The sequence below is a fragment of the Paenibacillus sp. O199 genome (assembly GCF_001636635.1).
Classification (GTDB): domain Bacteria; phylum Bacillota; class Bacilli; order Paenibacillales; family Paenibacillaceae; genus Paenibacillus; species Paenibacillus marchantiae.
Window position 1 is genome coordinate 1 of the sequence record NZ_LGRP01000031.1, and the last position, 23,464, is coordinate 23,464.

Annotated in this window: 28 protein-coding genes and 1 riboswitch; of the genes, 26 read left to right on the forward strand and 2 right to left on the reverse strand. The window is 46.3% G+C overall.

Features of this window, described 5'->3' with window-relative positions:
* The first annotated feature begins 33 nt into the window (after window positions 1-33).
* The 11 genes from A6049_RS26795 (at window position 34) to rsmI (ending at window position 7,934) form a co-directional block, all read left to right on the forward strand.
* On the forward strand, window positions 34-729 hold the full coding sequence (locus A6049_RS26795) for an Orn/Lys/Arg family decarboxylase (protein ID WP_240321559.1): 696 nt from the start codon (window positions 34-36) through the stop codon (window positions 727-729).
* A gap of 95 nt (window positions 730-824) precedes the next feature.
* Window positions 825-1,253, forward strand: a complete 429-nt coding sequence (locus A6049_RS26800) for a CidA/LrgA family protein (protein WP_079697640.1) — start codon at window positions 825-827, stop codon at window positions 1,251-1,253.
* Window positions 1,223-1,915, forward strand: coding sequence for an LrgB family protein (locus tag A6049_RS26805; RefSeq protein ID WP_063567536.1), 693 nt, complete (start codon window positions 1,223-1,225; stop codon window positions 1,913-1,915). Before A6049_RS26800 ends, A6049_RS26805 begins: the two co-directional genes overlap by 31 nt.
* A gap of 229 nt (window positions 1,916-2,144) precedes the next feature.
* Window positions 2,145-2,792, forward strand: a complete 648-nt coding sequence (gene tmk, locus A6049_RS26815) for a dTMP kinase (RefSeq protein WP_063567538.1) — start codon at window positions 2,145-2,147, stop codon at window positions 2,790-2,792.
* Window positions 2,793-2,854: 62 nt separating this feature from the next.
* Window positions 2,855-3,184, forward strand: a complete 330-nt coding sequence (locus A6049_RS26820) for a cyclic-di-AMP receptor (RefSeq protein ID WP_017691391.1) — start codon at window positions 2,855-2,857, stop codon at window positions 3,182-3,184.
* A 263-nt stretch (window positions 3,185-3,447) separates the two neighbouring features.
* Window positions 3,448-3,891 carry a YaaR family protein gene (locus A6049_RS26825; RefSeq protein ID WP_024633694.1) on the forward strand — a complete coding sequence of 148 codons (444 nt, stop codon included), beginning with the start codon at window positions 3,448-3,450 and terminating at the stop codon, window positions 3,889-3,891.
* A gap of 9 nt (window positions 3,892-3,900) precedes the next feature.
* Window positions 3,901-4,872 carry a DNA polymerase III subunit delta' gene (gene holB, locus A6049_RS26830; protein ID WP_063567539.1) on the forward strand — a complete coding sequence of 324 codons (972 nt, stop codon included), beginning with the start codon at window positions 3,901-3,903 and terminating at the stop codon, window positions 4,870-4,872.
* Window positions 4,873-4,989: 117 nt separating this feature from the next.
* A complete protein-coding gene (locus A6049_RS26835; RefSeq protein WP_024633696.1) occupies window positions 4,990-5,790 on the forward strand; it encodes a PSP1 domain-containing protein in 801 nt (266 codons plus the stop codon).
* A gap of 28 nt (window positions 5,791-5,818) precedes the next feature.
* Window positions 5,819-6,187 carry a DNA replication initiation control protein YabA gene (gene yabA, locus A6049_RS26840; protein WP_024633697.1) on the forward strand — a complete coding sequence of 123 codons (369 nt, stop codon included), beginning with the start codon at window positions 5,819-5,821 and terminating at the stop codon, window positions 6,185-6,187.
* Between the two features lie 85 nt (window positions 6,188-6,272).
* Window positions 6,273-7,052, forward strand: coding sequence for a tRNA1(Val) (adenine(37)-N6)-methyltransferase (locus A6049_RS26845; protein WP_063567540.1), 780 nt, complete (start codon window positions 6,273-6,275; stop codon window positions 7,050-7,052).
* Window positions 7,053-7,934, forward strand: coding sequence for a 16S rRNA (cytidine(1402)-2'-O)-methyltransferase (rsmI, locus tag A6049_RS26850; RefSeq protein ID WP_063567541.1), 882 nt, complete (start codon window positions 7,053-7,055; stop codon window positions 7,932-7,934). It begins immediately after the preceding gene.
* A 290-nt stretch (window positions 7,935-8,224) separates the two neighbouring features.
* Here rsmI and A6049_RS26855 read toward each other — a convergent pair whose 3' ends face one another.
* Window positions 8,225-8,479: an AbrB/MazE/SpoVT family DNA-binding domain-containing protein gene (locus A6049_RS26855; RefSeq protein ID WP_024633700.1), complete on the reverse strand. Its 255-nt coding sequence runs from the start codon at window positions 8,477-8,479 to the stop codon at window positions 8,225-8,227.
* Between the two features lie 319 nt (window positions 8,480-8,798).
* Between A6049_RS26855 and A6049_RS26860 the strand changes: the two genes are divergently transcribed.
* From A6049_RS26860 to A6049_RS26920, 13 genes are all read left to right on the forward strand, one after another.
* Entirely contained in the window at window positions 8,799-10,079 is a 1,281-nt protein-coding gene (locus A6049_RS26860) for an HD domain-containing protein (protein ID WP_063567542.1), read from the forward strand.
* Window positions 10,080-10,407: 328 nt separating this feature from the next.
* The gene (locus A6049_RS26865) at window positions 10,408-11,178 is read left to right on the forward strand and encodes a TatD family hydrolase (protein WP_205412048.1); all 771 of its coding nucleotides are present in this window, start codon (window positions 10,408-10,410) and stop codon (window positions 11,176-11,178) included.
* 241 nt (window positions 11,179-11,419) lie between these two features.
* Window positions 11,420-11,673, forward strand: a riboswitch (cyclic di-AMP (ydaO/yuaA leader).
* 273 nt (window positions 11,674-11,946) lie between these two features.
* On the forward strand, window positions 11,947-13,131 hold the full coding sequence (locus A6049_RS26870) for a 3D domain-containing protein (RefSeq protein ID WP_063567543.1): 1,185 nt from the start codon (window positions 11,947-11,949) through the stop codon (window positions 13,129-13,131).
* Between the two features lie 156 nt (window positions 13,132-13,287).
* Window positions 13,288-13,833, forward strand: a complete 546-nt coding sequence (rnmV, locus tag A6049_RS26875; RefSeq protein WP_024633704.1) for a ribonuclease M5 — start codon at window positions 13,288-13,290, stop codon at window positions 13,831-13,833.
* 4 nt (window positions 13,834-13,837) lie between these two features.
* Window positions 13,838-14,740, forward strand: coding sequence for a 16S rRNA (adenine(1518)-N(6)/adenine(1519)-N(6))-dimethyltransferase RsmA (gene rsmA, locus A6049_RS26880; protein WP_063567544.1), 903 nt, complete (start codon window positions 13,838-13,840; stop codon window positions 14,738-14,740).
* Between the two features lie 59 nt (window positions 14,741-14,799).
* The gene (gene yabG, locus A6049_RS26885) at window positions 14,800-15,696 is read left to right on the forward strand and encodes a sporulation peptidase YabG (protein WP_063567545.1); all 897 of its coding nucleotides are present in this window, start codon (window positions 14,800-14,802) and stop codon (window positions 15,694-15,696) included.
* Window positions 15,697-15,849: 153 nt separating this feature from the next.
* Window positions 15,850-16,125 carry a biofilm formation stimulator Veg gene (gene veg, locus A6049_RS26890; RefSeq protein ID WP_053778931.1) on the forward strand — a complete coding sequence of 92 codons (276 nt, stop codon included), beginning with the start codon at window positions 15,850-15,852 and terminating at the stop codon, window positions 16,123-16,125.
* Window positions 16,126-16,348: 223 nt separating this feature from the next.
* Window positions 16,349-16,525, forward strand: coding sequence for a small, acid-soluble spore protein, alpha/beta type (locus A6049_RS26895; protein WP_053778930.1), 177 nt, complete (start codon window positions 16,349-16,351; stop codon window positions 16,523-16,525).
* A gap of 149 nt (window positions 16,526-16,674) precedes the next feature.
* The gene (gene ispE / locus A6049_RS26900; RefSeq protein ID WP_063567568.1) at window positions 16,675-17,529 is read left to right on the forward strand and encodes a 4-(cytidine 5'-diphospho)-2-C-methyl-D-erythritol kinase; all 855 of its coding nucleotides are present in this window, start codon (window positions 16,675-16,677) and stop codon (window positions 17,527-17,529) included.
* Between the two features lie 98 nt (window positions 17,530-17,627).
* Window positions 17,628-18,455, forward strand: a complete 828-nt coding sequence (gene purR / locus A6049_RS26905; protein WP_063567546.1) for a pur operon repressor — start codon at window positions 17,628-17,630, stop codon at window positions 18,453-18,455.
* Between the two features lie 188 nt (window positions 18,456-18,643).
* Entirely contained in the window at window positions 18,644-18,928 is a 285-nt protein-coding gene (spoVG, locus tag A6049_RS26910; protein WP_017691372.1) for a septation regulator SpoVG, read from the forward strand.
* Window positions 18,929-19,320: 392 nt separating this feature from the next.
* A complete protein-coding gene (glmU, locus tag A6049_RS26915; RefSeq protein ID WP_371121682.1) occupies window positions 19,321-20,712 on the forward strand; it encodes a bifunctional UDP-N-acetylglucosamine diphosphorylase/glucosamine-1-phosphate N-acetyltransferase GlmU in 1,392 nt (463 codons plus the stop codon).
* A gap of 101 nt (window positions 20,713-20,813) precedes the next feature.
* Window positions 20,814-21,767: a ribose-phosphate diphosphokinase gene (locus A6049_RS26920; RefSeq protein WP_017691370.1), complete on the forward strand. Its 954-nt coding sequence runs from the start codon at window positions 20,814-20,816 to the stop codon at window positions 21,765-21,767.
* 109 nt (window positions 21,768-21,876) lie between these two features.
* Here A6049_RS26920 and A6049_RS26925 read toward each other — a convergent pair whose 3' ends face one another.
* Window positions 21,877-22,077 (reverse strand): hypothetical protein, encoded by a 201-nt coding sequence (locus A6049_RS26925; protein ID WP_063567569.1) that lies wholly within the window; start codon window positions 22,075-22,077, stop codon window positions 21,877-21,879.
* A 362-nt stretch (window positions 22,078-22,439) separates the two neighbouring features.
* On the opposite strand from A6049_RS26925, the gene pth reads away from it, so the two are divergent.
* Window positions 22,440-23,000, forward strand: a complete 561-nt coding sequence (gene pth / locus A6049_RS26930; protein ID WP_063567548.1) for an aminoacyl-tRNA hydrolase — start codon at window positions 22,440-22,442, stop codon at window positions 22,998-23,000.
* A gap of 98 nt (window positions 23,001-23,098) precedes the next feature.
* Window positions 23,099-23,329, forward strand: coding sequence for an anti-sigma-F factor Fin (gene fin, locus A6049_RS26935; protein ID WP_024633714.1), 231 nt, complete (start codon window positions 23,099-23,101; stop codon window positions 23,327-23,329).
* Window positions 23,330-23,464: the final 135 nt, after the last annotated feature.

The following is a 23,464-nucleotide window of genomic DNA, read 5'->3' on the forward strand; positions in this document are numbered from 1 at the left end:
AAGCGCGGCCTTGCGGAGCTGCCGCGCTTTCAGTTGCTGCAGCCGGGGCAGCTGCTGCAGCAAGAGCCGCCAGCCGGGGCGAAGCCGGCAACTGGCGGTAAGTCCGAGGCCGCCGGTGCACCGGGGCGGCCTGAAGCTCTGCCCGCGGCGGCGTTGCCTTCAGCCGCGGGATACACCGCTCAGGACCCTTTCAAGGCCGTCATTTATGACGGCACAGGGGTGCTGAGCGGTTATGGGCTGCAGCAGCAGCTGGAAGTATGCGGCTGCGTGCCCGAAATGAGCGACGAAAGATACGTCGTCTTGCTCTTTAGCCTGGGCTCGACGCTGCGCGATGCCGAGCACCTGTTGCAGGCTTTACGCCAAATCAGCCTTGAACAGGAGCAGAGCCAATCTCTTGGTGAGCAATCACAGCGTTTTACAAAAGATTCTGCAAATTATATTTCCACGTGGAACAATTTTCAAGAAGGAACTCCTTTTTCGGAGCCTATCCCGTTTACGTTGCAGCCGATTATGGAAGAGGATACAACAGAGGCATCCATTGATAAATGTGTAGGTCTTCGCTCTGCGGAGATGGTCATTCCATATCCGCCCGGCATACCTCTTGTGTACGCTGGTGAGCAAATAAGTGCGGCCATGATATCACGTATTAAGCTACTGAGAGATGAAGGAGCCAGGTTCCACGGCGTATCGGATACTTCGCTGCAATCATTGAAAATCATCAGGGAATAATTGAGTTTAGAAGACACGCTTTGGATTTTATGCAAAATGCTCAAACAAGTTAAGACATCATTGTTGTCTGGACATAAGAAAGAAGGGAACAAACTTTGGATATTCCGCTAAAAAAATATACGGGAATAGTCCTGCAAGTCATACTGATGTACGGGTTTTATTGGATAGGAAACCTGATTCAGGCTGTATTGCATCTGCCGTTAACAGGAAGTATTGTCGGGATGCTGCTTCTATTCATCGTCATTCAACTGGGATGGATCAGAATAAGTTGGGGCGAAGAAGGATCATCCTGGCTTCAATCGAATTTGCAATTATTGTTTATCCCTCCCACGGTGGGCATTATCAATCATTTTGATTTTTTTAGAGCCAATACGCTGCTGCTTGTTCTGGGGTTAATCATTAGTACATTAATTACTTGTCTGTTGTCTGCGAAAATCAGTGAATGGCTCATGGCGTGGAGATCGACGCATCAAGGTAAGAAGGAGGCGATCTCATGCTCGCATTCATCCTCGGAATCGGAATGATTGCCTTGACCGTGGCTATATATATTCCGGCGACTCATTTATATAGAAGGTTGAAGTGGCCGATCCTTATGCCCGTCTTGACGGCAACGACTGTAATTGTACTGATTCTGATCATTTCCGGTATTAAGCTCGATACGTACATGCTTGGTGGCAAATGGATACAGGAGTTATTGGGGCCGGCTGTAGTTTCCCTGGCATTCCCTTTGGCGAAACACCTTGATGTACTGAAACGGAATATTATCCCGATATTAGGGGGGACCTTGGGTGGAAGCATCGTTGGTATGTCCACAGGGGCCGCCATATCGCTGCTGCTCGGTTATCCGCAAGATATCGTTATCGCATTATTGCCCAAATCCATTACGACACCCGTTGCCATTCAACTGGCTGATCAGGTGGGAGGAAATTCATCCTTCACTTCGTTATTTGTGATGATAGCCGGATTTTCGGGGATATTATTGGGACCCATGATTTTAAAATGGGCCAGAGTAAACAGCAAAAATGCGTATGGGATCGGACTCGGCTCGGCTTCCCACGCATTGGGTATGGCAAGATCCTTTGAGTATGGAGAAAATGCGGTAGCGCTGAGTTCCGTATCGATGATTGTCAGTGCTATTGCCGGCTCTGTCATGCTCCCTCTATGGGTATGGTTGATTTACGGCTGATCAGGCTATGTGCCTTATCGGAAATATTGGAGAATAGCTGACCGTTAACGCGGGATCATGTATAGTATTATAATAAGAAGCTTGTACCAAACTCGAAACAATCTACGGATTGATCATGAACATACACCTCTGGGCGGGCTCATTCATAGTCTGGAGTATGAGAAGATCGAGATTGTAGTTATCGCAGCACAATTAGGAGCAATTATCGATATAGAAAGCAGGGAAGCATATGCAGGGCAGAGGTAAATTCATTACGTTGGAAGGGGGAGAGGGGTCCGGCAAAACAACGATGATCAGTAAGCTAGGTTCTTACTTTGAAGAACAGGGTATACCATATGTAGTTACTCGGGAACCTGGCGGGATTGAAATTGCGGAGAAAATACGTGCCATCATCCTCAATCCTCTTCATACGGCAATGGATGCACGAACCGAAGCGCTGCTCTATGCAGCTGCACGAAGTCAGCATCTAGCAGAGAAGGTGGAGCCTGCATTGAAGGCAGGGAAGACCGTTATCTGTGACCGATTTGTCGACAGCAGTCTGGCCTATCAAGGATACGCTCGTGGTCTTGGTGTAGAGAATGTTTGGGCCATCAATCGGTTTGCAATAGGTGAACTGATGCCAGATGTTACGCTCTATCTGGATATCGAGCCTGAAGCAGGGCTCGCCCGCATTGATGCACACGATGGACGTGAAGTTAACCGCCTGGATCTCGAAAGTCTGGAGTTCCACCGCAAAGTGCGTGAAGGCTATTTTCTACTGAAGGAACAGTTTCCTGACAGGATCAAAGTCATCGATGCCTCTCAAAAGCAAGATGAGGTCTTAGCAGCAATGATTTTGTCGCTTGAGACAGGGATTTTGAAGGATTTTGACGAGTAATTGTCTAATATATAGACAGGGCATTTCACAAGGTGCTTATTATCTGAAGGAGGTTATGCAGGATGAAACTGATTGTTGCGATTATACAGGATAAAGACAGCAACCGATTATCCAGCGCATTGGTCAAAGCAAATTTTCGGGCTACGAAATTGGCCAGTACCGGTGGATTTTTGAAGGCAGGCAACACGACGTTTATGATCGGTGTCGATGATGGTCAGGTCGAATCCGTAATGAACGTCATTCGCAGCAGCTGTAAGGTTCGTGAACAGCTCGTGACTCCAGTCACTCCGATGAGCGGAACAACCGACTCTTACCTGCCGCTACCTGTCGAAGTTCAAGTAGGTGGAGCTACCGTGTTTGTTCTTCCGGTAGATCGATTCGAACACTTTTAATGATGCAATTCCCATAAATCCTATTGAGGGTCCTTCTTGTAATCAAGAATCGCGTTCTCTGTCCGGATAAACTTTTCGATCAGGGAAGATCTTATTTCGGACAGAGGTTGACTAACAACGAATAGATCCATGTGGTGATATTTAACTACTATTATATATAGAGTATGATCTAGCACATATATAAGGTCTCCTCCACGCACAGGCGCAGCGCGCACTGTGCTGATGGGCGATTGGCCTACTTAAGGTAGAAAGCAGGCGTTTCCATGAAAATCAATCCTGGATTCCGACCGATGCAGAGTGGACTCAGTTCTTCCGATTCCGGCTCCAAACCGGTTCAATCCAAAAATTTCTCTGATATGATGAATCACCAGGGTGAACGGGCATCACAGGCTGAACTTACCCGCCGATTAAGTGAGATCCAGATGCAGGGTGACCGTTTGTCTCGTTCCATGACCATTCGTGAATTGAAAGCATACAAGCAGCTTGTAAAAAGATTTCTGGAGGAAACGGTTCGTCGTGGTGTGTCTATGAAAGAGACGCGAGGATGGGATCGTCGGGGAAGAGGGAAGCGTTACAAGTTAATTGATGAGATTGACTCTGCCTTATTATCTATGGCTGATGAGCTTTTGGAAACAGAGGAAGGCAAGATTACGTTGTTACAGCAAGTAGGAGAAATTCGGGGAATGCTTATTAATTTAAGCTTCTGAGGAGGAAGTATGTCCTTTCAACAAATTATGGGTCAGCAGGCAGCCAAGCAGATGTTACAGAGCAGTTTGAGACGTCATGCCATAAGTCATGCCTATTTGTTTAGCGGACCATCCGGCAGTGGACAATTGCAGACGGCGATCACATTTGCCAAAGCAATATTCTGTACAGAGCTTGAAGATGATGCCTGCGGACAGTGTCTTGAATGTCGTAAGGTGGAACATGGAAATCATCCGGATCTAACCATGCTTGCACCGGATGGGAATAACATTAAAATTGATCAAATTCGGGATCTGCAGCGTATCTTTTCGTACCGTTCAGAGGCGGGGCATCCCAAAGTATATATTATTGAACAGGCCGAGAAAATGACTGTTCAAGCGGCCAACAGTTTGCTGAAGTTTCTGGAAGAACCTCAGGTGCCCGCGGTAGGCATTTTGATTACGGATAATGGACAGGCGATGCTGCCCACCATTCGTTCACGCTCTCAATTGGTTCCTTTCAGTGCTCTGAATCCGGAAGAGATGCTGCAATCGCTGATTGCGGAAGGGCACCCTGCCAATCTGGCTCGCTCTGCCGTCCATTTAGCGTCAGGACTGGAAGCATGTAGAGAAATTCTCCAGCAGAATTGGTTTGCAGAAATTAGAAACGTAATGTTACAATTAGGGAAGGAGTCCCTGGGTAGAGGAAGTACATCATTGATCTCTGCACAGCAGAAGCTTTTTAAAACCGGACTCTCAGAACACCTGGATACGATGCTTAGCCTGTTCCATTTATGGTTCAGGGATATGCTGTATGTCCAGTATGGTAGGCATGAACATATCGTTTTTATAGATCAGTTGGACATGCTGTCTCAGTTGGCCCATACCCGCAGCACCGAGCAGTGGGTTTCCTACATGGATATGGCCGCAGCATGCAGAAAAAAATTGCGTTTCAATGTCAATGGCCAGCTTTGTCTGGAGCAATTTTTGATCGGTTTGGCATAAGACTGGGAGAGGACAGATTTTGTTCCAATCATATGCAAACGGTTATAACTTCGGCGGGTTCCCTAAGAAGACAGGGCTTCAGACGAAGTGGGATTGGCTTACGAGGGGGTTAATTTTTTGTACAGTGTAGTGGGTGTCCGTTTCAAAAAAGCGGGCAAAATTTATTACTTCGATCCCCTGGACCTTCCCATTGAAAAAGAAAACTGCGTTATCGTGGAGACAGCGCGGGGGGTAGAGTACGGTAAGGTTGTCGTCGGCAAGAAAGAAGTAGGCGAGTCTGATGTGGTGTTGCCGCTCAAAAAGGTCATCCGGGTGGCGGGCGAGACAGATGCCCGTGTCGTAGATGAGAACAAGCGTGCAGCAAAAGAAGCATTCGGTACTTGTTTAAATAAAATCAAAGACCACGGCCTCAAAATGAAGCTGGTCGATGTGGAATTTACGTTTGATCGCAATAAAATTATTTTTTATTTTACAGCTGAAGGAAGAGTGGATTTCCGGGAGCTGGTCAAGGATCTGGCAAGCATTTTCCGGACACGGATCGAACTGAGACAGATCGGTGTACGTGATGAAGCAAAGATGCTTGGAGGGATCGGACCTTGCGGCCGAGTATTATGTTGTTCTTCCTGGCTGGGAGACTTTGAGCCGGTATCAATCAAGATGGCTAAAGATCAGAGCCTGTCACTGAATCCGACGAAAATTTCCGGGTTGTGCGGAAGACTCATGTGTTGTCTGAAATTTGAGCATGATAACTATGAAAGTGTGAGAGAAGAATTGCCGGCTGTAGGCAAGTTGGTCGTCACCTCTTTGGGTGAAGGAAAAGTTGTCGGCATCAATGCCGGTAATCGCACAGTCCATGTTCAACTGTTCGACATCAGTAAAGTCAAAGAACTTCCGCTGGATGACGTCGTTATCAAGTAAACCATAAAGGTTGCTTCGGGGTGGAAACTTGGAAAAGAAAAATCTGTTTACGCACATTCATGAAATGGAAACCCAATTGGGTCAGTTGCACAGTGATTTAGGAGAGTTAAAAATGATTGTTAAAGAGCTGCTTGAAGATAATCAGCGGCTTACCATCGAGAATGAGCAGTTACGCAAACTGCTGAAGCGTGAGGCCCCGGCAGATTTGCCCATCGCATCGGCGCTCGCTCCGGTAGCAAGGCCTGCGGGTCCAGCTACTGGTGAAGATGTTGTAGGTGAAGGATATGATAATCTGGCTCGGTTGTATCACGAAGGATTCCATATCTGCAATGTCTATTATGGACATTTGCGGACGGAAGGCGATTGTCTGTTCTGCCTGTCTTTTTTGAATAAATGAAGTGGCCGTAGGGATCCCCTACGGTTTTTTTTCAAGGTTAAGAACCTTGTCTGAGATATAGAGTACCGGAGGATGAGTGTATCATATGACAGAAATATCAGTAAAATTGCAAGATTCGGAGCGAATCGACGATTTGCTCTCTCATGATTTGAAGATTATTCAAAGTGATGAAGTGTTTAGTTTTTCGATGGATGCCGTATTGTTGGCCCGATTTGCTTCAGTACCGAAACGGGGTCGTGTGCTTGATTTGTGTACAGGCAATGGGGTTGTTCCCATTCTGTTGACCACACGAACGCAGGCGAGTCTGGAAGGCATTGAAATTCAGCCGCGATTGGCAGATATGGCACGTCGCAGCGTTCAACTGAATGCATTGGAAGAATCCATTACGATCCATGAAGGTGATTTGCGTGAACTCGTGAAAGAAACGGGCCATGCTGTATACGATGCTATAACGGTTAACCCTCCGTATATGCCCTTGAATGGAAGTGACCTCAAGATGAACACTCATCAGGCAATGGCACGCCATGAAATCGGGTGTACGCTGGAGGAAGTCATTCAGGCCTGTAATCGACTGGTGCGCAATGGCGGTAAAGTATCCATGGTTCATCGTCCGCAGCGTTTAGGAGAGATCATCACTCTGATGCGTGAGTACAAACTTGAACCAAAGCGGATTCGGATGGTACATCCCCGTGCTCATTTGGAAGCCAATATGGTGTTGATTGAAGCGCTCAAGGATGGGAAACCGGAGGTACGCATGCTTCCACCACTGATTGTTTACAATGAAGAAGGGAAATACTGCGAAGAAATCATGGACATATATTACGGTGCGCAGCATGCACAACGAACAACGGAAGGAGGGTTATAGATGACATTGCATATTCAGAAGAGCTACGCGGAGCAGTCGGGTGGTGCCGGTAAACTATACTTGGTAGGAACACCAATCGGTAATCTGGACGATATGACATTTCGAGCAATTAAAACATTGCAGAGCTGTGACATCATTGCAGCGGAGGACACACGTCAGACCCGAAAGCTGCTTACCCATTTTGAAATTACACCATCGATGTTGTTCAGTTACCATGAGCATAATAAGGGAGCTAGTGGGCCTGAACTCATACGCTATATAATAGAAGGAAAAAATTTGGCACTCGTCAGTGATGCCGGTCTGCCGGCCATTTCGGACCCTGGTTCCGATCTTGTAAAACTTGCGCTTGAAGCTGGAATTACGGTCATTCCCATCCCTGGAGCCAATGCCGCGTTATCAGCTCTAATCGTATCTGGTTTACCGACGGAGCGTTTCACATTCGGCGGCTTTTTGCCGCGGGAGAAAAAAGACATGCGAAAAGTGATGGAAGCTTTTAATGAGTCCAACGGTACGTTGCTATTTTATGAGTCCCCTCACCGTATTCGTAAAACTTTGGCCTATCTCGAAGAGATTCTGGGTGATCGGTCGATCGTACTGGCACGTGAACTGACGAAACGTCATGAGGAGTTCGCAAGAGGCAGTATCCAAGAGTGCATAGAATGGCTTGAGGAACATCCGCCACTTGGGGAATATTGTTTGCTTGTAGAAGGTATCAGGGAAGAAGAGCGTAAGGCGGAGCGGGAAGCCTGGTGGCAACTGCTGTCCTTGGAGGATCATGTGAGCCATTATGAGAATGAAGGACTTAGTCGTAAAGATGCGATGAAGAAAACGGCAACGGATCGAGGTTTGACGAAACGAGATGTATATAACGCTTTAATTTAATAACGAATCAACAAAAATATGCTGGAATAGGGAACATAAACTTTAAGGGACCTTAGATCCAACCTTAATGGAATATGAAAACGAGCAGAGCGGAGAAAAAATATATTACGAACGTCACCGCTCTTCTTTTTGGAGTTGAACAGACTCGTAGCTCGATTTTTTGGGTAATGAAAACCAATAATAAAGCAAAAAAATACCTTCCAGCGGTGGGGTTCACACCGGGAAGGCGATCAAGGAATATAAAAAGGTTAGAAATAACAATTTAATAAGACCATTATACCTGATATTTCTTATTTTGTCACAGGTGCAGGGATTTCGGAAATACATTCGTTACAAACAATTTTACCTTTGAAATAAGTAACGTTCTCTGCATTGCCACAGAAGATACAAGCTGGTTCGTATTTTTTCAACATGATGCGCTCGCCGTCAACATAGATCTCAAGAGCATCTTTTTCACCAATACCGAGCGTACGGCGCAATTCGATTGGAATAACTACCCGTCCCAGTTCATCCACTTTTCTTACAATACCTGTTGATTTCATCATTATAATCAGTGCTCCTCTCAGCTAACGATCATTGTCATTATTCGACATTATTTTATGTTTTATGATACTCATCATACCAACGATTCCCAAAACAGTCAACCTTAAAATTAGCTTAAAATAAAGGCTGTTTTTGATAAGATTACGAGTGGTAAGGGATTGGAAGCCATTTTTCGTATTTAAACATCAATGTCATCTTTGTCGATTTGGAAAACGACAAAACTACCTTATTCGACAAGATTCGTCAAAGCCTGTCGAATCCTTGGTGGTATTATACTGAAAAGCGACAAATACAAACGATATTTTAAAGGAGTGAATAGACATGGAACAGCGTTTAACGGAAGAAAAGGTGTTTAAAGATCCGGTACATAATTATATCCATGTGCAAGATCCGATTATATGGCAGTTGATCAACACGCCCGAGTTTCAACGTTTACGCCGAATCCGTCAATTGGGAACTTCGTTTCTTACTTTCCATGGTGCAGAGCACAGCCGCTTCTCACATTCCTTGGGCGTCTACGAAATTACACGTAAGATTATTTCCCAATTCGAAAGAAGTCACTATTCAGATTGGCCAAAGGAGGAAAAAACAGTAGCCCTTTGTGCAGCATTGCTCCATGATCTTGGACATGGGCCATTCTCTCACTCTATAGAAGAAGCTTTCGATATGAATCATGAGGATTGGACTTGTCGGATCATTACAGGTGATACCGAAGTAGGGGCGATCTTAAGACGGTATGCTCCTGATTTTCCCGAGAAAGTGGCTTCTGTTATTCAAAAAACGTATGAGCAACCTATTGTCGTTAATTTGGTTACCAGTCCGCTCGATGCGGACCGCATGGATTACTTGCTTCGGGATGCCTACTTTACAGGTGTAAACTATGGGACGATTGACCTTGACCGTATCTTGCGTATGCTGCGTCCATATCACGGACGAATTGTGGTCAAGGAGTCGGGCATGCACGCCGTGGAGGATTACTTGATGTCCAGGTACCAGATGTACTGGCAAATTTACTTTCATCCGGTTACCCGAAGTTCGGAAATTATATTGCGGCAAATATTTAAGCGGGCAAAAAGTCTCATACAGCAAGGTTTCAAATTCCGCTTCATGATTGATCCACTACCCCAGTTATTCGCTGGAGATCTATCGGTGGATGAATATTTACAACTGGACGAAGCTTTGATTCAGACGGCATTTATGCAGTGGCGCAAAGAGGACGATACTGTTCTAAGTGAGTTATGCGAACGATTTATAGATCGCAAATTATATAAGTATGTAGAGATTGAACAGATCGACGTAAACATGATTGAAGAGATTCGGGAAGCCTTCACTGTAGCCGGTCTCAATCCCGAGTATGATCTAGAAATTGATTTTCCAACGGATAATCCGTATGATGTGTTTCGTCCGGATGAATCCACGGACAAGCAGATTTTGCTGCTTGATCGGCAAGACAAGTTACATGAGTTGTCAGAGGTGTCCGACATTGTCCGTTCAATCAGTGGTCTTCATCGCGGAAAACATCATTTGTATTATCCGCAGAATAAGGTGGATGCGATTGTTCATGAATTACCGTCCCATATACGCCCCTATTTCTCCCATTAAATGATGCGCAATGCTGTTCAAGAATCATGATGTAAAAAAGCTTTCGAAAAGAGCTATTTTTCATGATACAGTAATCTGCTTTAATGGAGAGTACATGTAGATCGACATAATTTTGTAATCAAAGTAATTAGAATACAACCCGATTGCCTAAAAATGAGCACATATAGATATGAAGGAACTTGTTCGTTCTACATGTTGTGCTCAACAAACAATGAAAGAAATATAAAAAAAACATGATCCAATTTAGTAATAGTTATGTTCTGGTTAAGACTGCAGGATGGATTAAATAGAGATAGTCGTTTATTCGACATGAAGGGAGAAATACAGCATGATGTTGTTCGACACACATACACACCTGGATGCACCACAATTCGACGAGGACCGCGAGGAAATGATTCAGCGTGCTGTGGATGCAGGCGTTGGTCGCATGATTAATGTGGGCTTTAACCGGGAGACCATTCCAACCACGATGAAGCTGGCTGAAACCTATGATTTTATATATGCTGCCGTAGGCTGGCACCCAGTGGATGCAATCACAATGCAAGAGGGTGATATGGAATGGATTGCATCTTTATGCAAGCATGAAAAAGTGGTAGCCATCGGTGAAATTGGTCTAGACTATTACTGGGACACTTCACCGAAAGAGGTTCAACATCGCGTATTACGACAACAGATTGGTCTTGCCCGTGAGTTGAATATGCCGATTGTCATTCACAACCGGGATGCGCATGAGGATATTGTAAAGATTCTGCGTGAAGAGAAAGCTGGAGAAGTAGGCGGTGTCATGCATTCCTTCTCTGGCAGCTGGGAAACGGCGAAAATGTGTCTGGATTTAGGCTTTCATCTTTCCTTCGGAGGGCCAATCACGTTCAAAAATGCAAAGCAGCCCAAAGAGGTACTTGAGAAGGTTCCTATGGACCGATTGTTCATCGAAACGGACGCTCCTTATTTGACACCGCACCCTTATCGTGGAAAACGAAATGAGACAGCGCATGTACGTCTGGTTGCAGAAGCAGCAGCGGAAATTAAAGGCATTTCGGTAGAGGAAATTGCAGCAATAACGACCAAAAATGCCATGGAACGATTTGGGATTCGTTAAAAGATCGAGCAAAACGGGTGAAAAAGTGAGTTAGGCGGAGTTAATTTGCTTTTTGATCCAAATAAATCAAGAATATTACAATATTTTAACCAAATATTTAGAAAAACGTACTTGAACAACGCTTTACAACATGCATAGAAACAGGATATCATCTTTTCAGTGAATTGTTGTGCGGAAAATTGGACAGATGTTCGGGGGATGAACAAAGGGACACTTTCCGATGAAACAACATTACTTTCATGAATCAGTCTCGCTGAGTCTCCGTTAACGGAGAGCGGGGGAACCAATAGGGCTTAAACATCGGTGTTTGCAGCCGATGCGCAACATGCACTGACCCAAAAGCAGCGTATGAATCTGCGAAGCCGTATTTGATTTCTTCTTTGGGTCTCGGGGTGAATTCAAGGGCGTCCGCCATGAGCGGATGACCGGAGATAGGGCGGCTCTCTTTCGCCCGAACCCGACAGCTAACCTCGCAAGCGGAAAAAGAGAGGCAACCTCGTGCATGAATTTCCGATATTCAGAATCATTCGGAAGCCACGAAAGAGTTCCTCTTAAACTCTTTCTTTGGCTTTTTTGTTTTTGAATAAAAGAAATACTGTCATCATACGGTAAGTATTCAGGAGGATGACATCATGTTGCGAAGATTGATTCATGGTGCAGAACCGGATTATGTTGGTCCGATCTGTGTTCTGTAGAAAATTTGGTATAGTCGCGTCAAAGACATCATGCATTACTTTAGACGGCGAGGCTATGAAGGAGGACGGAGAAGTGGGCACATTCCAACCAGAAGAGACCCATGAGTCACGATCATCCAGTAAGTCTTTCGCGTTGCGGTGGAAGCATGAGAACTTGCGTCAAATGGCATTGATCGCGATTTTCTCAATTGCGCTTACAATCATGATCTTGTTAGTCGTTTACGGTCAGGCCGGGAAACAAATTTCACTGGTTATTGATGGCAAAGCTCAAGCGGTAGAGACTCGTACAGGAATGCTTCAGGAAATGCTGGAGGAGCAGTCAATCACAGTCAGCCCTCACGATCAGGTATCCATGCCCTTGAATGGGGCGATCACAGATGGAGACCGCATCGTTATTGAGCGGGCCGTTCCAGTTAATATTACGGCAGACGGGGACACCAAGACTCTGTATACAACCGATTCATCGGTAAAAGATGCGATTAAAAAATCAGGTATTCAAATTGCAAGTGAAGACAAAGTATATCCGGCGCTTGGAACCACTATTGAAGCGGATATGAAAATCCGTGTAGTGCGGGTAACAAAGCGTACGGTGGAAGTGGAACATCCGATTGCTTATAAAGTGATCAAAACGGCTGACCCTAGCTTGTACAAAGGCGACAATCGTGTCGTTGTGAGCGGTAAAGAAGGCACACTTGTACAGCATATTGAAAAAGTGTTTCAGGATGGAGAATTGGTCTCCAAAAAAATGGTGGGTAAATCGGTCGCAACGAATCGCGTCGATAAAGTGATTGCCATTGGTACCAAAGCCAAACCTGTTGTGAAAGAGCCAGTGATTCAGACGGTATCGGCGCAGACTTCCACGACAAAAACAGCAACAACCACGAACTCGAAGAAAACCGCTGCTTCGGGCAGCAAAGTAATTACCGTCTCAGGCAGTTCTTTTAAATATTCAAAAGTCTTGAAAAATGTATCCATGACGGCATACTCTTCTGAAGAGCCTGGTATCGGCACAAAAACAGCTTCAGGTACTCGGGTAACTGAGGGACGTACCATTGCGGTTGATCCCAAAATCATTCCGATTGGCTGGTGGGTGTATATCGAGGGCCTTGGCTTCCGTCGTGCGGAAGACACAGGTGGTGCCATTAAAGGCAACAAAATTGATGTGTATTATGATAGTGTGAAGCATGCCCTGAACTTCGGACGGAAGAAAGGCAAGACGGTATATGTGATTGGTCCGGTGAAGCCGGAAGCGAACTAAAATCGTTTTACTTTGAAATGGGAATGCTATAAAATATAAGCATGAATGATTCATGCGGAATATGCGGCGGAGGGGTCTGAATTCAGTCTCCCCCGCCGTTTGGCAGAGAAGAGGGATATTCCTCTTCTTTTTGCGTTAGAAAGGAAGAAATGGAACATGATAAAAGAAGTGATCGTGGTAGAAGGCCGTGACGATACCGTAGCCATTCGACGTGCGGTTCAGGCAGATACGATCGAGACTGGTGGGTCCGCCATCAACCAGCGCATTCTAAAGCGGATCGCACTTGCTCAAGAGAGACGTGGTGTCATCGTACTGACAGACCCGGATCATGCTGGTGAACGTATTCGTAAAATCATCGCCAATAAAGTACCTGGTTGCAAGCATGCTTTCATTCCGGAGGCAGATGCTACGCGCAAAGGCGACATCGGAGTGGAGAACGCTTCACCGGAGGCGATTCGTCATGCATTAGCACGTGTACACACGTCATATGAAGGCGCACCAAGTTTGATCGATTGGGAGGATCTGATTGCGGCGGGACTGATTGTGCACCCACAGGCTGCTGCACGTCGTATGGAGATGGGCAATCTGCTGGGCATAGGTTATTGCAATGGCAAGCAGTTCCACAAGCGGTTGAGTGTATTCCAGATTACCCGGGAAGAGTTCTCCGAAGCATTATCGCAAATTGAACGTGAAGGATTGTGAGCGTATGAAAGGCATGGAAGAAACCGTAGAAATTGCAACACCCAAACGAACCAAAGAAATTATTCAAAGACACGGATTTTCATTCAAGAAGAGCTTAGGTCAGAACTTTCTGATCGATCAAAATATATTGAACAAAATTGTAAATGCAGCTGATTTGGACGAGTCCAAGGGCGCACTTGAGATCGGACCAGGGATCGGCGCACTCACAGAACGTCTGGCTCGGGTAGCCGGTCCTGTAACGGCTGTAGAGATTGATCAGCGATTGATCCCGATTCTGGGTGAAGTGATGCAGCCTTATCCAAACGTTCGTGTGCATCACGGGGATGTGCTGAAGCTGGATCTAGCTGAGTTGTTCCATACCGATTTTGGAACGGTAGATAAAGTGAGTGTTGTAGCCAATCTGCCTTATTATGTAACGACGCCAATCATGATGAAGCTGCTCGAAGAGAAGCTGCCTGTAGACAGCATTGTGGTCATGATCCAGAAGGAAGTGGCTGAACGCATGGCTGCTGCACCAGGATCAAAGGACTATGGCAGTTTGAGCATTGCGGTTCAGTACTACAGTATGCCGGAATTGGTATGTATTGTTCCGCCCACGGTCTTTATTCCGCAGCCTAATGTGGAATCGGCTGTAATTAAGTTAAAGGTGCGTGAACAACCACCGGTTGAAGTTCCCGACGAGGCACATTACTTCGAAGTCGTACAGGCTTCCTTTGCGCAGCGTAGAAAAACCATCTCCAATAATCTGAAAGCCCGTTTCTTCACGAAGGAGAACAGAGAACAGGCTGATCAGTTGTTGGAGCAGGCCGGTATTCAGCCTTCAAGACGGGGAGAAACATTGAGCCTGCAGGAGTATGCGACACTCAGTACCGTAATGTGGGAAGCTGGGGTACGATCAGCTCTGTAAAATTCGGATGAACCAATCCGGGTTTCTGCCCATACGATGGGGTAGAGGTGATTATGTTGATGAATATCGGAGACTTGGTCGTTCGAAAGTCATACGGTGGAGATGTGACTTTCCGGTTGGAAGGCCTCCAGTCGGACGGTGCCATCATTAAAGGGACCGAGTTCCGGCTGTTAGCCGATTCCCCTGTGGACGATTTGATACAGGTTCCTTATGAACCGCAGAGTGCGAAGACGAGGCAGGCCCATGTGAAGGCACATCAGACGCTCTCACGCCTGCAGCAAAATCGAATGGAACAGGCGGAGCGCAATCGTGAAGGTTTGGTTCAGGAATGGTCTGTTCAACAAGACCCGGCTTATTTCGAGATGCCTGGCAAAGTGCTGCACTTGGATGGCGATCCTAATTATCTAAAAAAAAGCATGAACCTTTATGAGCAGCTTCGTGTTCCCGCAGAGGGTCAATATGTACACGAGTCTGCCATGGCGGACACTTTATATCGTCTGCTGCCCAAAGTGCGTCCGGATATCGTTGTCATTACTGGCCATGACGGGGTACTCAAGACCCGTCAGCCCTATGACTTATATAGTCTGGGAAGCTACAAGAATTCGCAGAACTTTGTATCCGCTATTCAGGTGGCTAGGCAATATGAACGTCATCTCGATGCGCTCACGATTGTAGCTGGCGCGTGTCAGTCCCACTTTGAGGCCTTGCTGCGGGCTGGAGCGAACTTTGCCAGTTCACCAGGACGAATTCTCATCCATGCCCTGGACCCGGTCTATGTGGCAGCTAAGGCAGCCTTCACGTCGGTGCGGGAAACGGTGAACATGAATGATATTTTGCATAACACGATTAGTGGTAGCCAGGGTGTGGGTGGCGTAGAGACACGGGGAAGTTATCGGGTAGGTCTGCCCGGATTGAACGATCTATCCACGTTAAAAGTGAATCCATCAGCCGTCTAATGATGGCAGAAGAAAGTCCCATTTAGGGGCTTTTTTTGTTTGCAAAAAAATTCATTGACAACAACTTTTTGATACTGATATAATAATTAGTTTTGATTTGACAATGACTGTAAAATCCGGTATAATGGACAAGAAAAGAGGTGGTCGTCGACAATGGCTAAAAATACGCTATTGGATATCAAACGCAATCTCGATGCACATATCGGTCAGAAAATTATGCTGCGGGCTAATGGTGGCCGCCGTAAGACCATTGAGCGTACGGGTGTATTGGAAGAAACGTACCCTTCTGTTTTTATTGTTAAGCTTGATGAGGAGCAAGAAACTTTCAAGCGAGTATCCTACAGTTATGCTGATATACTTACGGAATCGGTGGAAGTCATGGTATTTGATCCAGGCAGCCAGACGCATAGCTCCTACATGGAGACGTAAGTATCGATTTACGGCGATTCTGCCCCCTTGGGCAGGTCGCTTTTTTTATTTTTGCAATAATCCCGCTCGATTCATCGGAGAGGCATAGTTGATCAGGAATGAGTCTGGGGAAGAAGCGGCATACTATTTGGACAGGTTCAAGGCATTTTTCTTGGCCTGGGGGCAAATAGTCCCGGATACAAATGGACTTATCATGAATGAACTATTTCGAGGAGGATGACCCATGAGCCGGAGAAGAAGAAGTGTAATGTCGGATGAACTCAAGAATGAACTGGCAAAAGACCTAGGATTCTATGATACCGTCCAGCAGGAAGGTTGGGGCGGGATCAAAGCGAAGGATGCGGGCAATATGGTGAAACGGGCCATTCAACTTGCGGAAGAAGCGGCACGCAAATCGTAATCCGGTTCAATCGGTTTGGAGAGCGGGGCAATCCGGCAGGAATGACCTCGCTTTTTCCCCATGGATGCGGAATAGAAATGACTTGACAGCCCCATTTTGATATAATATGTTAAGTTGTCTTAGGGAAAAGGTGAGGACGGGTGAACGCCTTGAAAATTTACGAAAAAGCGCCTGCTAAAATCAATTTGATGCTAGACGTTTTACATAAAAGAAGAGATGGATTTCACGAAGTTGAGATGATCATGACGATGGTGGATCTTGCCGATCGACTGGAAATGTCTGAGCTACCTCGTGACACGATCTTTATCTCCAGTCAGGCGGGATATATCCCCCTGGATGAGAAGAACTTGGCTTTTCAGGCAGCCAGGCTTATCAAAGAGCGTTACGACGTGAAAACCGGAGTTCATATTCATCTGGACAAAAAAATACCGGTGGCCGCCGGACTTGCTGGTGGCAGCAGTGATGCAGCAGCAACGCTGCGTGGATTGAATCGCCTCTGGCGTCTCAACATTCCGGATCAAGAGCTGCAGGAACTTGGAGCAGAACTGGGCTCGGATGTGCCTTTCTGCATTACAGGCGGAACAGCACTCGCCACAGGCCGTGGGGAGAAGCTGACACCGATGCCGAATCCCCCGCAATGTTGGGTGATCTTGGCCAAGCCGCCGATTAATGTGTCTACAGCCGATGTCTATGGGCGTTTCCGTAGCGACAAGATTGTTCGTCATCCGAGTGCTGCCAAAATGGAGCAGGCCATTCGCAACCAATCCTTTGCCGAAGTGTGCGGGCAGATGGGGAATGTGCTTGAGGACGTAACGTTGAAGCTGTATCCGGAAGTTCAGCATCTGAAGGATGCCATGATTCGGCTTGGAGCAGACGGAGTATTAATGTCAGGCAGCGGTCCAACTGTGTTTGGACTGGTCTCTAAGGAGTCCAAGGTTGCTCGGATATACAATGGACTACGAGGCTTCTGTAAAGAAGTATATGCCGTACGTATGCTAACTTAAAATTCGCTTTTATAATGTACAAACACGTATAAAGGTGGTATATTTTTAAATAATTATTCGGATTTGGATGTTTTCCGTGATCGTGAGGATGGATCTCTGTGAAGAAATTAAAACGAAGCGCAAGGCTGGTTGAAATGACGCAGTACTTATTGGCTAGACCGCATACGGTTATTCCGTTGACTACATTTGCCGAACGCTATGGAGCTGCGAAGTCGTCGATCAGTGAAGATTTGGCGATTATCAAGGAAGTGTTCGAAGAAGGTGGTTCGGGAGAACTGCATACACTGGCTGGAGCAGCCGGGGGAGTAAAGTGGATTCCAAAGGTGTCCAGAGAACTGGCACTGGCTTTTGCAGAACGACTTTCTACCCAGCTCGCGCAGCCGGATCGGATACTCCCTGGTGAATATCTGTACATGTCCGACCTGCTTGGACAGCCCGCATTGATGAATGAAGCCGGCAAGATTTTTGCAACGGCCTTTGGCAATATGAATATTGATGTGGTGATGACGGTCGAAACCAAAGGGATTCCACTTGCTTATGCGACCGGAGCCCAGCTCAACCTGCCTGTAGTGCTCGTGCGCAGGGACCATCAGGCTACGGAAGGATCGGCCGTAAGTATCAATTATGTATCCGGGTCCCATAAAAGCCTACATACCATGTCCCTATCTCGCAGGGCAATGCGTGAGCACTCCAGAGTGCTCATTGTAGATGATTTTATGAAAGCTGGGGGAACCGTCCAAGGGATGATCGACCTATTGGCCGAGTTTAATGCCACGGTAGCCGGGGTAGGCGTATTAGTAGAATCTGGATCGGTTGATTCGGAGGAACGATTGCTGACGGATTATATATCTCTGGCGAAGCTGACGGCGGTTGATGCAAAGAGCAGACACATTTCCGTCAAGCCTGGCAACTATTTTGACCTGTAGAATCATGACGAATTACATGTCGGGAAAGGTTCTTTTCCATCGACCTGGCACTAACATTGTCGAATTGTGTATTAAATAAAAAAATTCCTGAAATTAGGACATTTTTGTGGTTATAAAAAGAAGGAGTTCGTATGTGCTGTGTGGAATTATACACCAAGTTCTGATGGAAAAAGGTGGTGAACACACACATGCAAATTACGGATGTCAGACTCCGCCGTGTTAACTCTGAGGGGAGAATGAAGGCTATCGCATCCATTACCATCGATAACGAATTCGTCGTTCATGACATTCGCGTCATCGATGGCAATAACGGAATGTTTGTTGCTATGCCGAGCAAGCGGACTCCTGACGGAGAATTCCGTGATATCGCCCACCCGATCTCTTCCGGTACTCGCGAGAAGATTCAAGCAGCTGTTTTGACTGAGTATGATCGCGCAGCAACTGAGGAAGAAGTCATTGAAGAAGGTGCCTGAGAACATTATTGGGGTTCGAAGGAAAAGAGAGCCATGTCTTATGGCTCTCTTTTCTTTTTGACCGGAATAAGATATATTCAGTATTGAGTTTATTCACAGAAGAGCATTTTCGCAGCTTAAATGTTGCAAAATGTTGAAAGAACAAAAAGCGCAGCGTGCGCTTGGTAACAGGGCGGCATCTAGGAATCATGGGAATCGGTTAAGCTCGCAAGTACACGGCGTATACATATAGGTCACGATTTGTTGGTGTCCGCGTTGTTACGCGTGATTACAGAGACAGCAGGCGATGAACAAGACCGGCGCAGGGCCGGCTGAACGTTACTCATCGGATATATACAGGTAAGGTCAGACGATGGGTTTTTCAGAACAGGAGGTCGTAAATTTTGAAAAGAATGGCAATCGTTCTTGCAGCAGGGCAAGGCAAACGGATGAAATCGAAATTGTACAAGGTACTGCATCCCGTATGCGGTAAACCGATGGTGGGTCACGTGCTGGATGCAGCTCTTCGCGCAGGCGTTGAACGCAGTGTCGTTGTGGTCGGTCACGGTGCCGAAGCGGTGCAGTCATTTTTGGGTTCCAGAGCAGAGTACGTGCTTCAGGCTGAACAATTGGGAACAGGACATGCGGTGAAGCAGGTTAAATCTCTGCTCGGCAGTGAAGCAGGGTCAACCATCGTTGTCTGTGGAGATACACCACTTGTGACCAGCGAGACGCTGGAAGGACTGATGAAACTCCATGAGAGCCGCGGAGCAGCAGCAACGGTACTCACAGCTGAACTGGACAATCCCAAAGGGTACGGCCGCGTTATTCGCGGAGAAGATGGTTCTGTACAGCGCATTGTGGAACAGAAGGATTGCACGGAGCAGGAAGATGCTGTGAACGAGATCAACACAGGTACGTACTGCTTCGATAATGCTAAGTTGTTCGCTGCGCTGGAGAAAGTGACGAACCAGAATGCTCAGGGAGAGTACTATCTCACTGACGTGGTTGGCATTTTCCGTAATGATGGAGAAGTGGTGGAAGCCTACATGTCAGATGACATTGCGGAATCCATCGGAGTTAATGATCGACTTGCTCTTTCACAAGCAGAAGCGTTCATGCGTGAACGTTTGGCGGTAAAACATATGTTGAACGGTGTTACAATCATCGATCCGGCATCGACATATATCGGGGCGGATGTTACCATTGGATCAGATACAGTATTGTATCCGGGTACCATACTCAAAGGTACAACTACCATTGGTGAAGCATGCCATATTGGTCCTCAGGCAGATGTGGAAGACAGTATCATTCAGGATGGGGTTACAATTAAGCATTCTGTACTGTCACAAGCCGAGGTTGGATCAGAAGCAACTGTAGGTCCATTTGCTTATTTGCGTCCAGGTACCAAACTGGGCCGTAAAGTAAAAATTGGTGACTTTGTTGAAGTGAAAAATGCTACAATTGATGAAGGCTCCAAAGTATCTCATCTCAGTTATATTGGGGATGCTAAAGTAGGGAAAAACGTAAATGTTGGATGCGGGGCAATAACGGTGAATTATGATGGATATAATAAAGCTGTAACGACGATTGAAGACGATGCGTTCGTAGGCAGCAATGTCAATCTGATTGCACCTGTCACGGTAGGAAAAGGCGCATATGTTGTTGCGGGCTCTACCGTTACCCATTCAGTTCCCGACAATGATCTCGCGATTGCCCGCCCACGCCAGGAGAACAAACCTGGATATGCGGAGAAAATCCGTGGTCGTGCCAAAGCCAAGAAACAAAATGCCAAACCCGAATAAGGGGTATTGATATTAAGAATTGCCTCCCGAACATCGGGGGGTGCCGACATGTCGCAGACGCTTATAGATTCCAATGAACCAGCACGGAGGGTTTTTATTTTATGACTTATTTTGATTCGAAATTAAAAATATTTACTTGCAATTCTAACCCCAAGCTTGCCCATCAAATTGCTGATTATATCGGAATTCCTATGGGTGAATCTCACACAACTAGCTTTAGTGATGGTGAGATCCAAGTGAAACTCTCTGAGAGTGTTCGGGGCTGTCACGTTTATATCGTGCAGTCTACTTGCTTGCCGGTTAATGACAACCTGATGGAAATGCTCGTTATGATTGATGCACTTAAACGGGCATCTGCCAAGACGATTAACGTCGTTATTCCGTACTATGGCTATGCTAGACAGGACCGTAAGGCCCGTTCGCGTGACCCGATTACAGCCAAACTGGTTGCCAATCTGATCGAAAAAGCGGGTGCAACCCGTGTAATCGCGATGGACTTGCATGCAATGCAGATTCAAGGATTCTTCGATATTCCGGTTGATCATCTGCTCGGCGTGCCGATTTTGGCTCAATATTTCCGCTCGAAACAGATCGAAAATCCGGTTGTTGTATCGCCTGACCACGGCGGCGTAGTACGCGCTCGGAAACTGGCGGACTTCCTGAATGCACCTCTCGCAATTATCGACAAACGTCGTCCAGAGCCGAACGTCAGCGAAGTGATGAACATTATCGGTAACATCGAAGGTAAAACAGCAATTCTGATCGATGACATCATTGATACGGCGGGAACGATTGTATTGGGAGCGAATGCTCTGATGGAAGGCGGCGTGAAGGAAGTATACGCTTGCTGTACTCACCCAGTATTGTCCGGACCTGCGATGGAACGCTTGGAGAATGCACCACTGAAGGAAGTTATCGTAACGGATACCATTCCGATTACGCATGCTAACCCGACAAGCAAACTTAAAGTGTTGTCTGTAGCACCTTTGCTCGGAGAAGCCATTATCCGGGTTCATGAGGAATTGTCAATCAGCAAGCTGTTTGAAATTGAATAAGGATGTCTGCATAAAGTAGTAGAGGGGTTACGTTTTCCGGATCAATGGAAAATGTAACCCCTGTCGGCGTTCCGTTATATTGGAAGTGAAGCAGTTGCCTGCCGGATTTCTAGTATCCGGGGCGGGAGGTAAAACGGAACCGGCGCCGATGAAAAAGAGTGTCGGCAATTTCGACAAATTGATTATCGAAACGTGTGATTAGTCCGATCTCAATATGGGTGTCGCGGTCATATACCTGTACAGGTATATGATATTCCAGATGATAGATAAAATCGCTATGTTGAGTCAGTTGTCCGTTGTCTTCGCGCAAAACCCGCTCACCTTCCTGGGTTGATGAATAAAAGCTGTAAAAATAATATAAGTTGAACTGACGTTTACACCAAAACGGAGAGTGCAGAACCAGTCTGAAGAAGCGGAGCGTGCGCCTGAAAGCTTTCTGCAAGAATGCTACTTCGGAAGCATAGGCTATCACCGGATTTTTCCCTTGGATCAAGAGAATAAATAAAATCTGGGGATAAGAGCGATCGAAAGATGGTACTGCTATCGGAGTGATTAGGTGTAATTATCGTTCAAATTATATAACCAATTCGAATCTCACTTTGTTGATATTATATGAAATATAACATTCGAAGTCTATGCTTCACCTTAGGCTGATCCGAAGGAGGGAACAAGATGAAGTGGATTGTCGGCCTCGGAAATCCAGGCCCGAACTACGCTAAAACCCGTCATAATATTGGCTTTATGGCACTTGATCGACTTGCAGAGCGCCATAATATCTCCATAACGCAGAGCAAATGCAAGGCGCTGATTGGAGAAGGTGTAATTGGTGGCGTCAAAACGGTGCTGATTAAACCAATGACGTTTATGAACCTGTCCGGTGAGTCGGTAAGGGCTTATATGGACTTTTATAAAGTTAGTCTGGAAGACCTGATTGTCGTTTACGACGACATGGACACAGAAACAGGCAAAGTCAGATTGCGTTACCAGGGCAGTGCAGGTGGTCACAATGGAATCAAATCCATTATCCAGCATACCGGTACACAGCAGTTTAACCGGGTACGGATGGGAATATCCCGACCAGAACCGGGACATGCCATTGTAGACTACGTACTGTCGAAGTTTATGAAGAACGAAAAGGAAGCGCTCGATCAAACGATCGAACAGACCTGTGATGCATTGGAATATAGTCTGGATCATACGTTTGAGCAGACGATGGCCAAGTTCAACGGATGAACCGCTGCAAGTGACACTGGAAAAATGATCAAGATTCGGGTTCGATTCGGTCTTAATGGGCATACTGGACGTATAAACCATGTTCAGGAGGCATAAACATGTCAGTGAATTATGTGTGTAGGCATTGCCGTACTTTTATTGGACGAATCGATTCTGCCCGGATAACGGAAGCGCAATTGGGCTTTCATTTCTTGACCCCCGACGAGCGGAGGGATATAATAGCGTATAATTCCGGTGGCGATATAACCGTTCGGATTACATGTGATTATTGCAAAGAAGCTCTGGAGTTCAATCCTGAGCTGAGCCTGCTTGCGAGTCCGCTTCAATAATTAACTCGCCCGCAGCAAGAACTTATGACAGATGATGGCGGCTGCGGAATACCGCTCCACCTTTATAGCCTTGGCAGCCTGCTGAGGCTTCTTTTCAGTTGGGATGAAACCAGACTATATCCAAATTAGCCCCCA

Excerpts from the sequence above, each read along its gene's own strand:
- A6049_RS26805 (WP_063567536.1), top strand. The coding sequence starts at position 1,223 with ATGCTCGCATTCATCCTCGGAATCGGAATGATTGCCTTGACCGTGGCT.
- tmk (WP_063567538.1), top strand. The coding sequence starts at position 2,145 with ATGCAGGGCAGAGGTAAATTCATTACGTTGGAAGGGGGAGAGGGGTCC.
- A6049_RS26820 (WP_017691391.1), top strand. The coding sequence starts at position 2,855 with ATGAAACTGATTGTTGCGATTATACAGGATAAAGACAGCAACCGATTA.
- A6049_RS26825 (WP_024633694.1), top strand. The coding sequence starts at position 3,448 with ATGAAAATCAATCCTGGATTCCGACCGATGCAGAGTGGACTCAGTTCT.
- holB (WP_063567539.1), top strand. The coding sequence starts at position 3,901 with ATGTCCTTTCAACAAATTATGGGTCAGCAGGCAGCCAAGCAGATGTTA.
- A6049_RS26845 (WP_063567540.1), top strand. The coding sequence starts at position 6,273 with ATGACAGAAATATCAGTAAAATTGCAAGATTCGGAGCGAATCGACGAT.
- rsmI (WP_063567541.1), top strand. The coding sequence starts at position 7,053 with ATGACATTGCATATTCAGAAGAGCTACGCGGAGCAGTCGGGTGGTGCC.
- A6049_RS26855 (WP_024633700.1), bottom strand. The coding sequence starts at position 8,479 with ATGATGAAATCAACAGGTATTGTAAGAAAAGTGGATGAACTGGGACGG.
- A6049_RS26860 (WP_063567542.1), top strand. The coding sequence starts at position 8,799 with ATGGAACAGCGTTTAACGGAAGAAAAGGTGTTTAAAGATCCGGTACAT.
- A6049_RS26865 (WP_205412048.1), top strand. The coding sequence starts at position 10,408 with ATGATGTTGTTCGACACACATACACACCTGGATGCACCACAATTCGAC.
- rnmV (WP_024633704.1), top strand. The coding sequence starts at position 13,288 with ATGATAAAAGAAGTGATCGTGGTAGAAGGCCGTGACGATACCGTAGCC.
- rsmA (WP_063567544.1), top strand. The coding sequence starts at position 13,838 with ATGAAAGGCATGGAAGAAACCGTAGAAATTGCAACACCCAAACGAACC.
- yabG (WP_063567545.1), top strand. The coding sequence starts at position 14,800 with ATGAATATCGGAGACTTGGTCGTTCGAAAGTCATACGGTGGAGATGTG.
- veg (WP_053778931.1), top strand. The coding sequence starts at position 15,850 with ATGGCTAAAAATACGCTATTGGATATCAAACGCAATCTCGATGCACAT.
- A6049_RS26895 (WP_053778930.1), top strand. The coding sequence starts at position 16,349 with ATGAGCCGGAGAAGAAGAAGTGTAATGTCGGATGAACTCAAGAATGAA.
- spoVG (WP_017691372.1), top strand. The coding sequence starts at position 18,644 with ATGCAAATTACGGATGTCAGACTCCGCCGTGTTAACTCTGAGGGGAGA.
- glmU (WP_371121682.1), top strand. The coding sequence starts at position 19,321 with ATGGCAATCGTTCTTGCAGCAGGGCAAGGCAAACGGATGAAATCGAAA.
- A6049_RS26920 (WP_017691370.1), top strand. The coding sequence starts at position 20,814 with ATGACTTATTTTGATTCGAAATTAAAAATATTTACTTGCAATTCTAAC.
- pth (WP_063567548.1), top strand. The coding sequence starts at position 22,440 with ATGAAGTGGATTGTCGGCCTCGGAAATCCAGGCCCGAACTACGCTAAA.
- fin (WP_024633714.1), top strand. The coding sequence starts at position 23,099 with ATGTCAGTGAATTATGTGTGTAGGCATTGCCGTACTTTTATTGGACGA.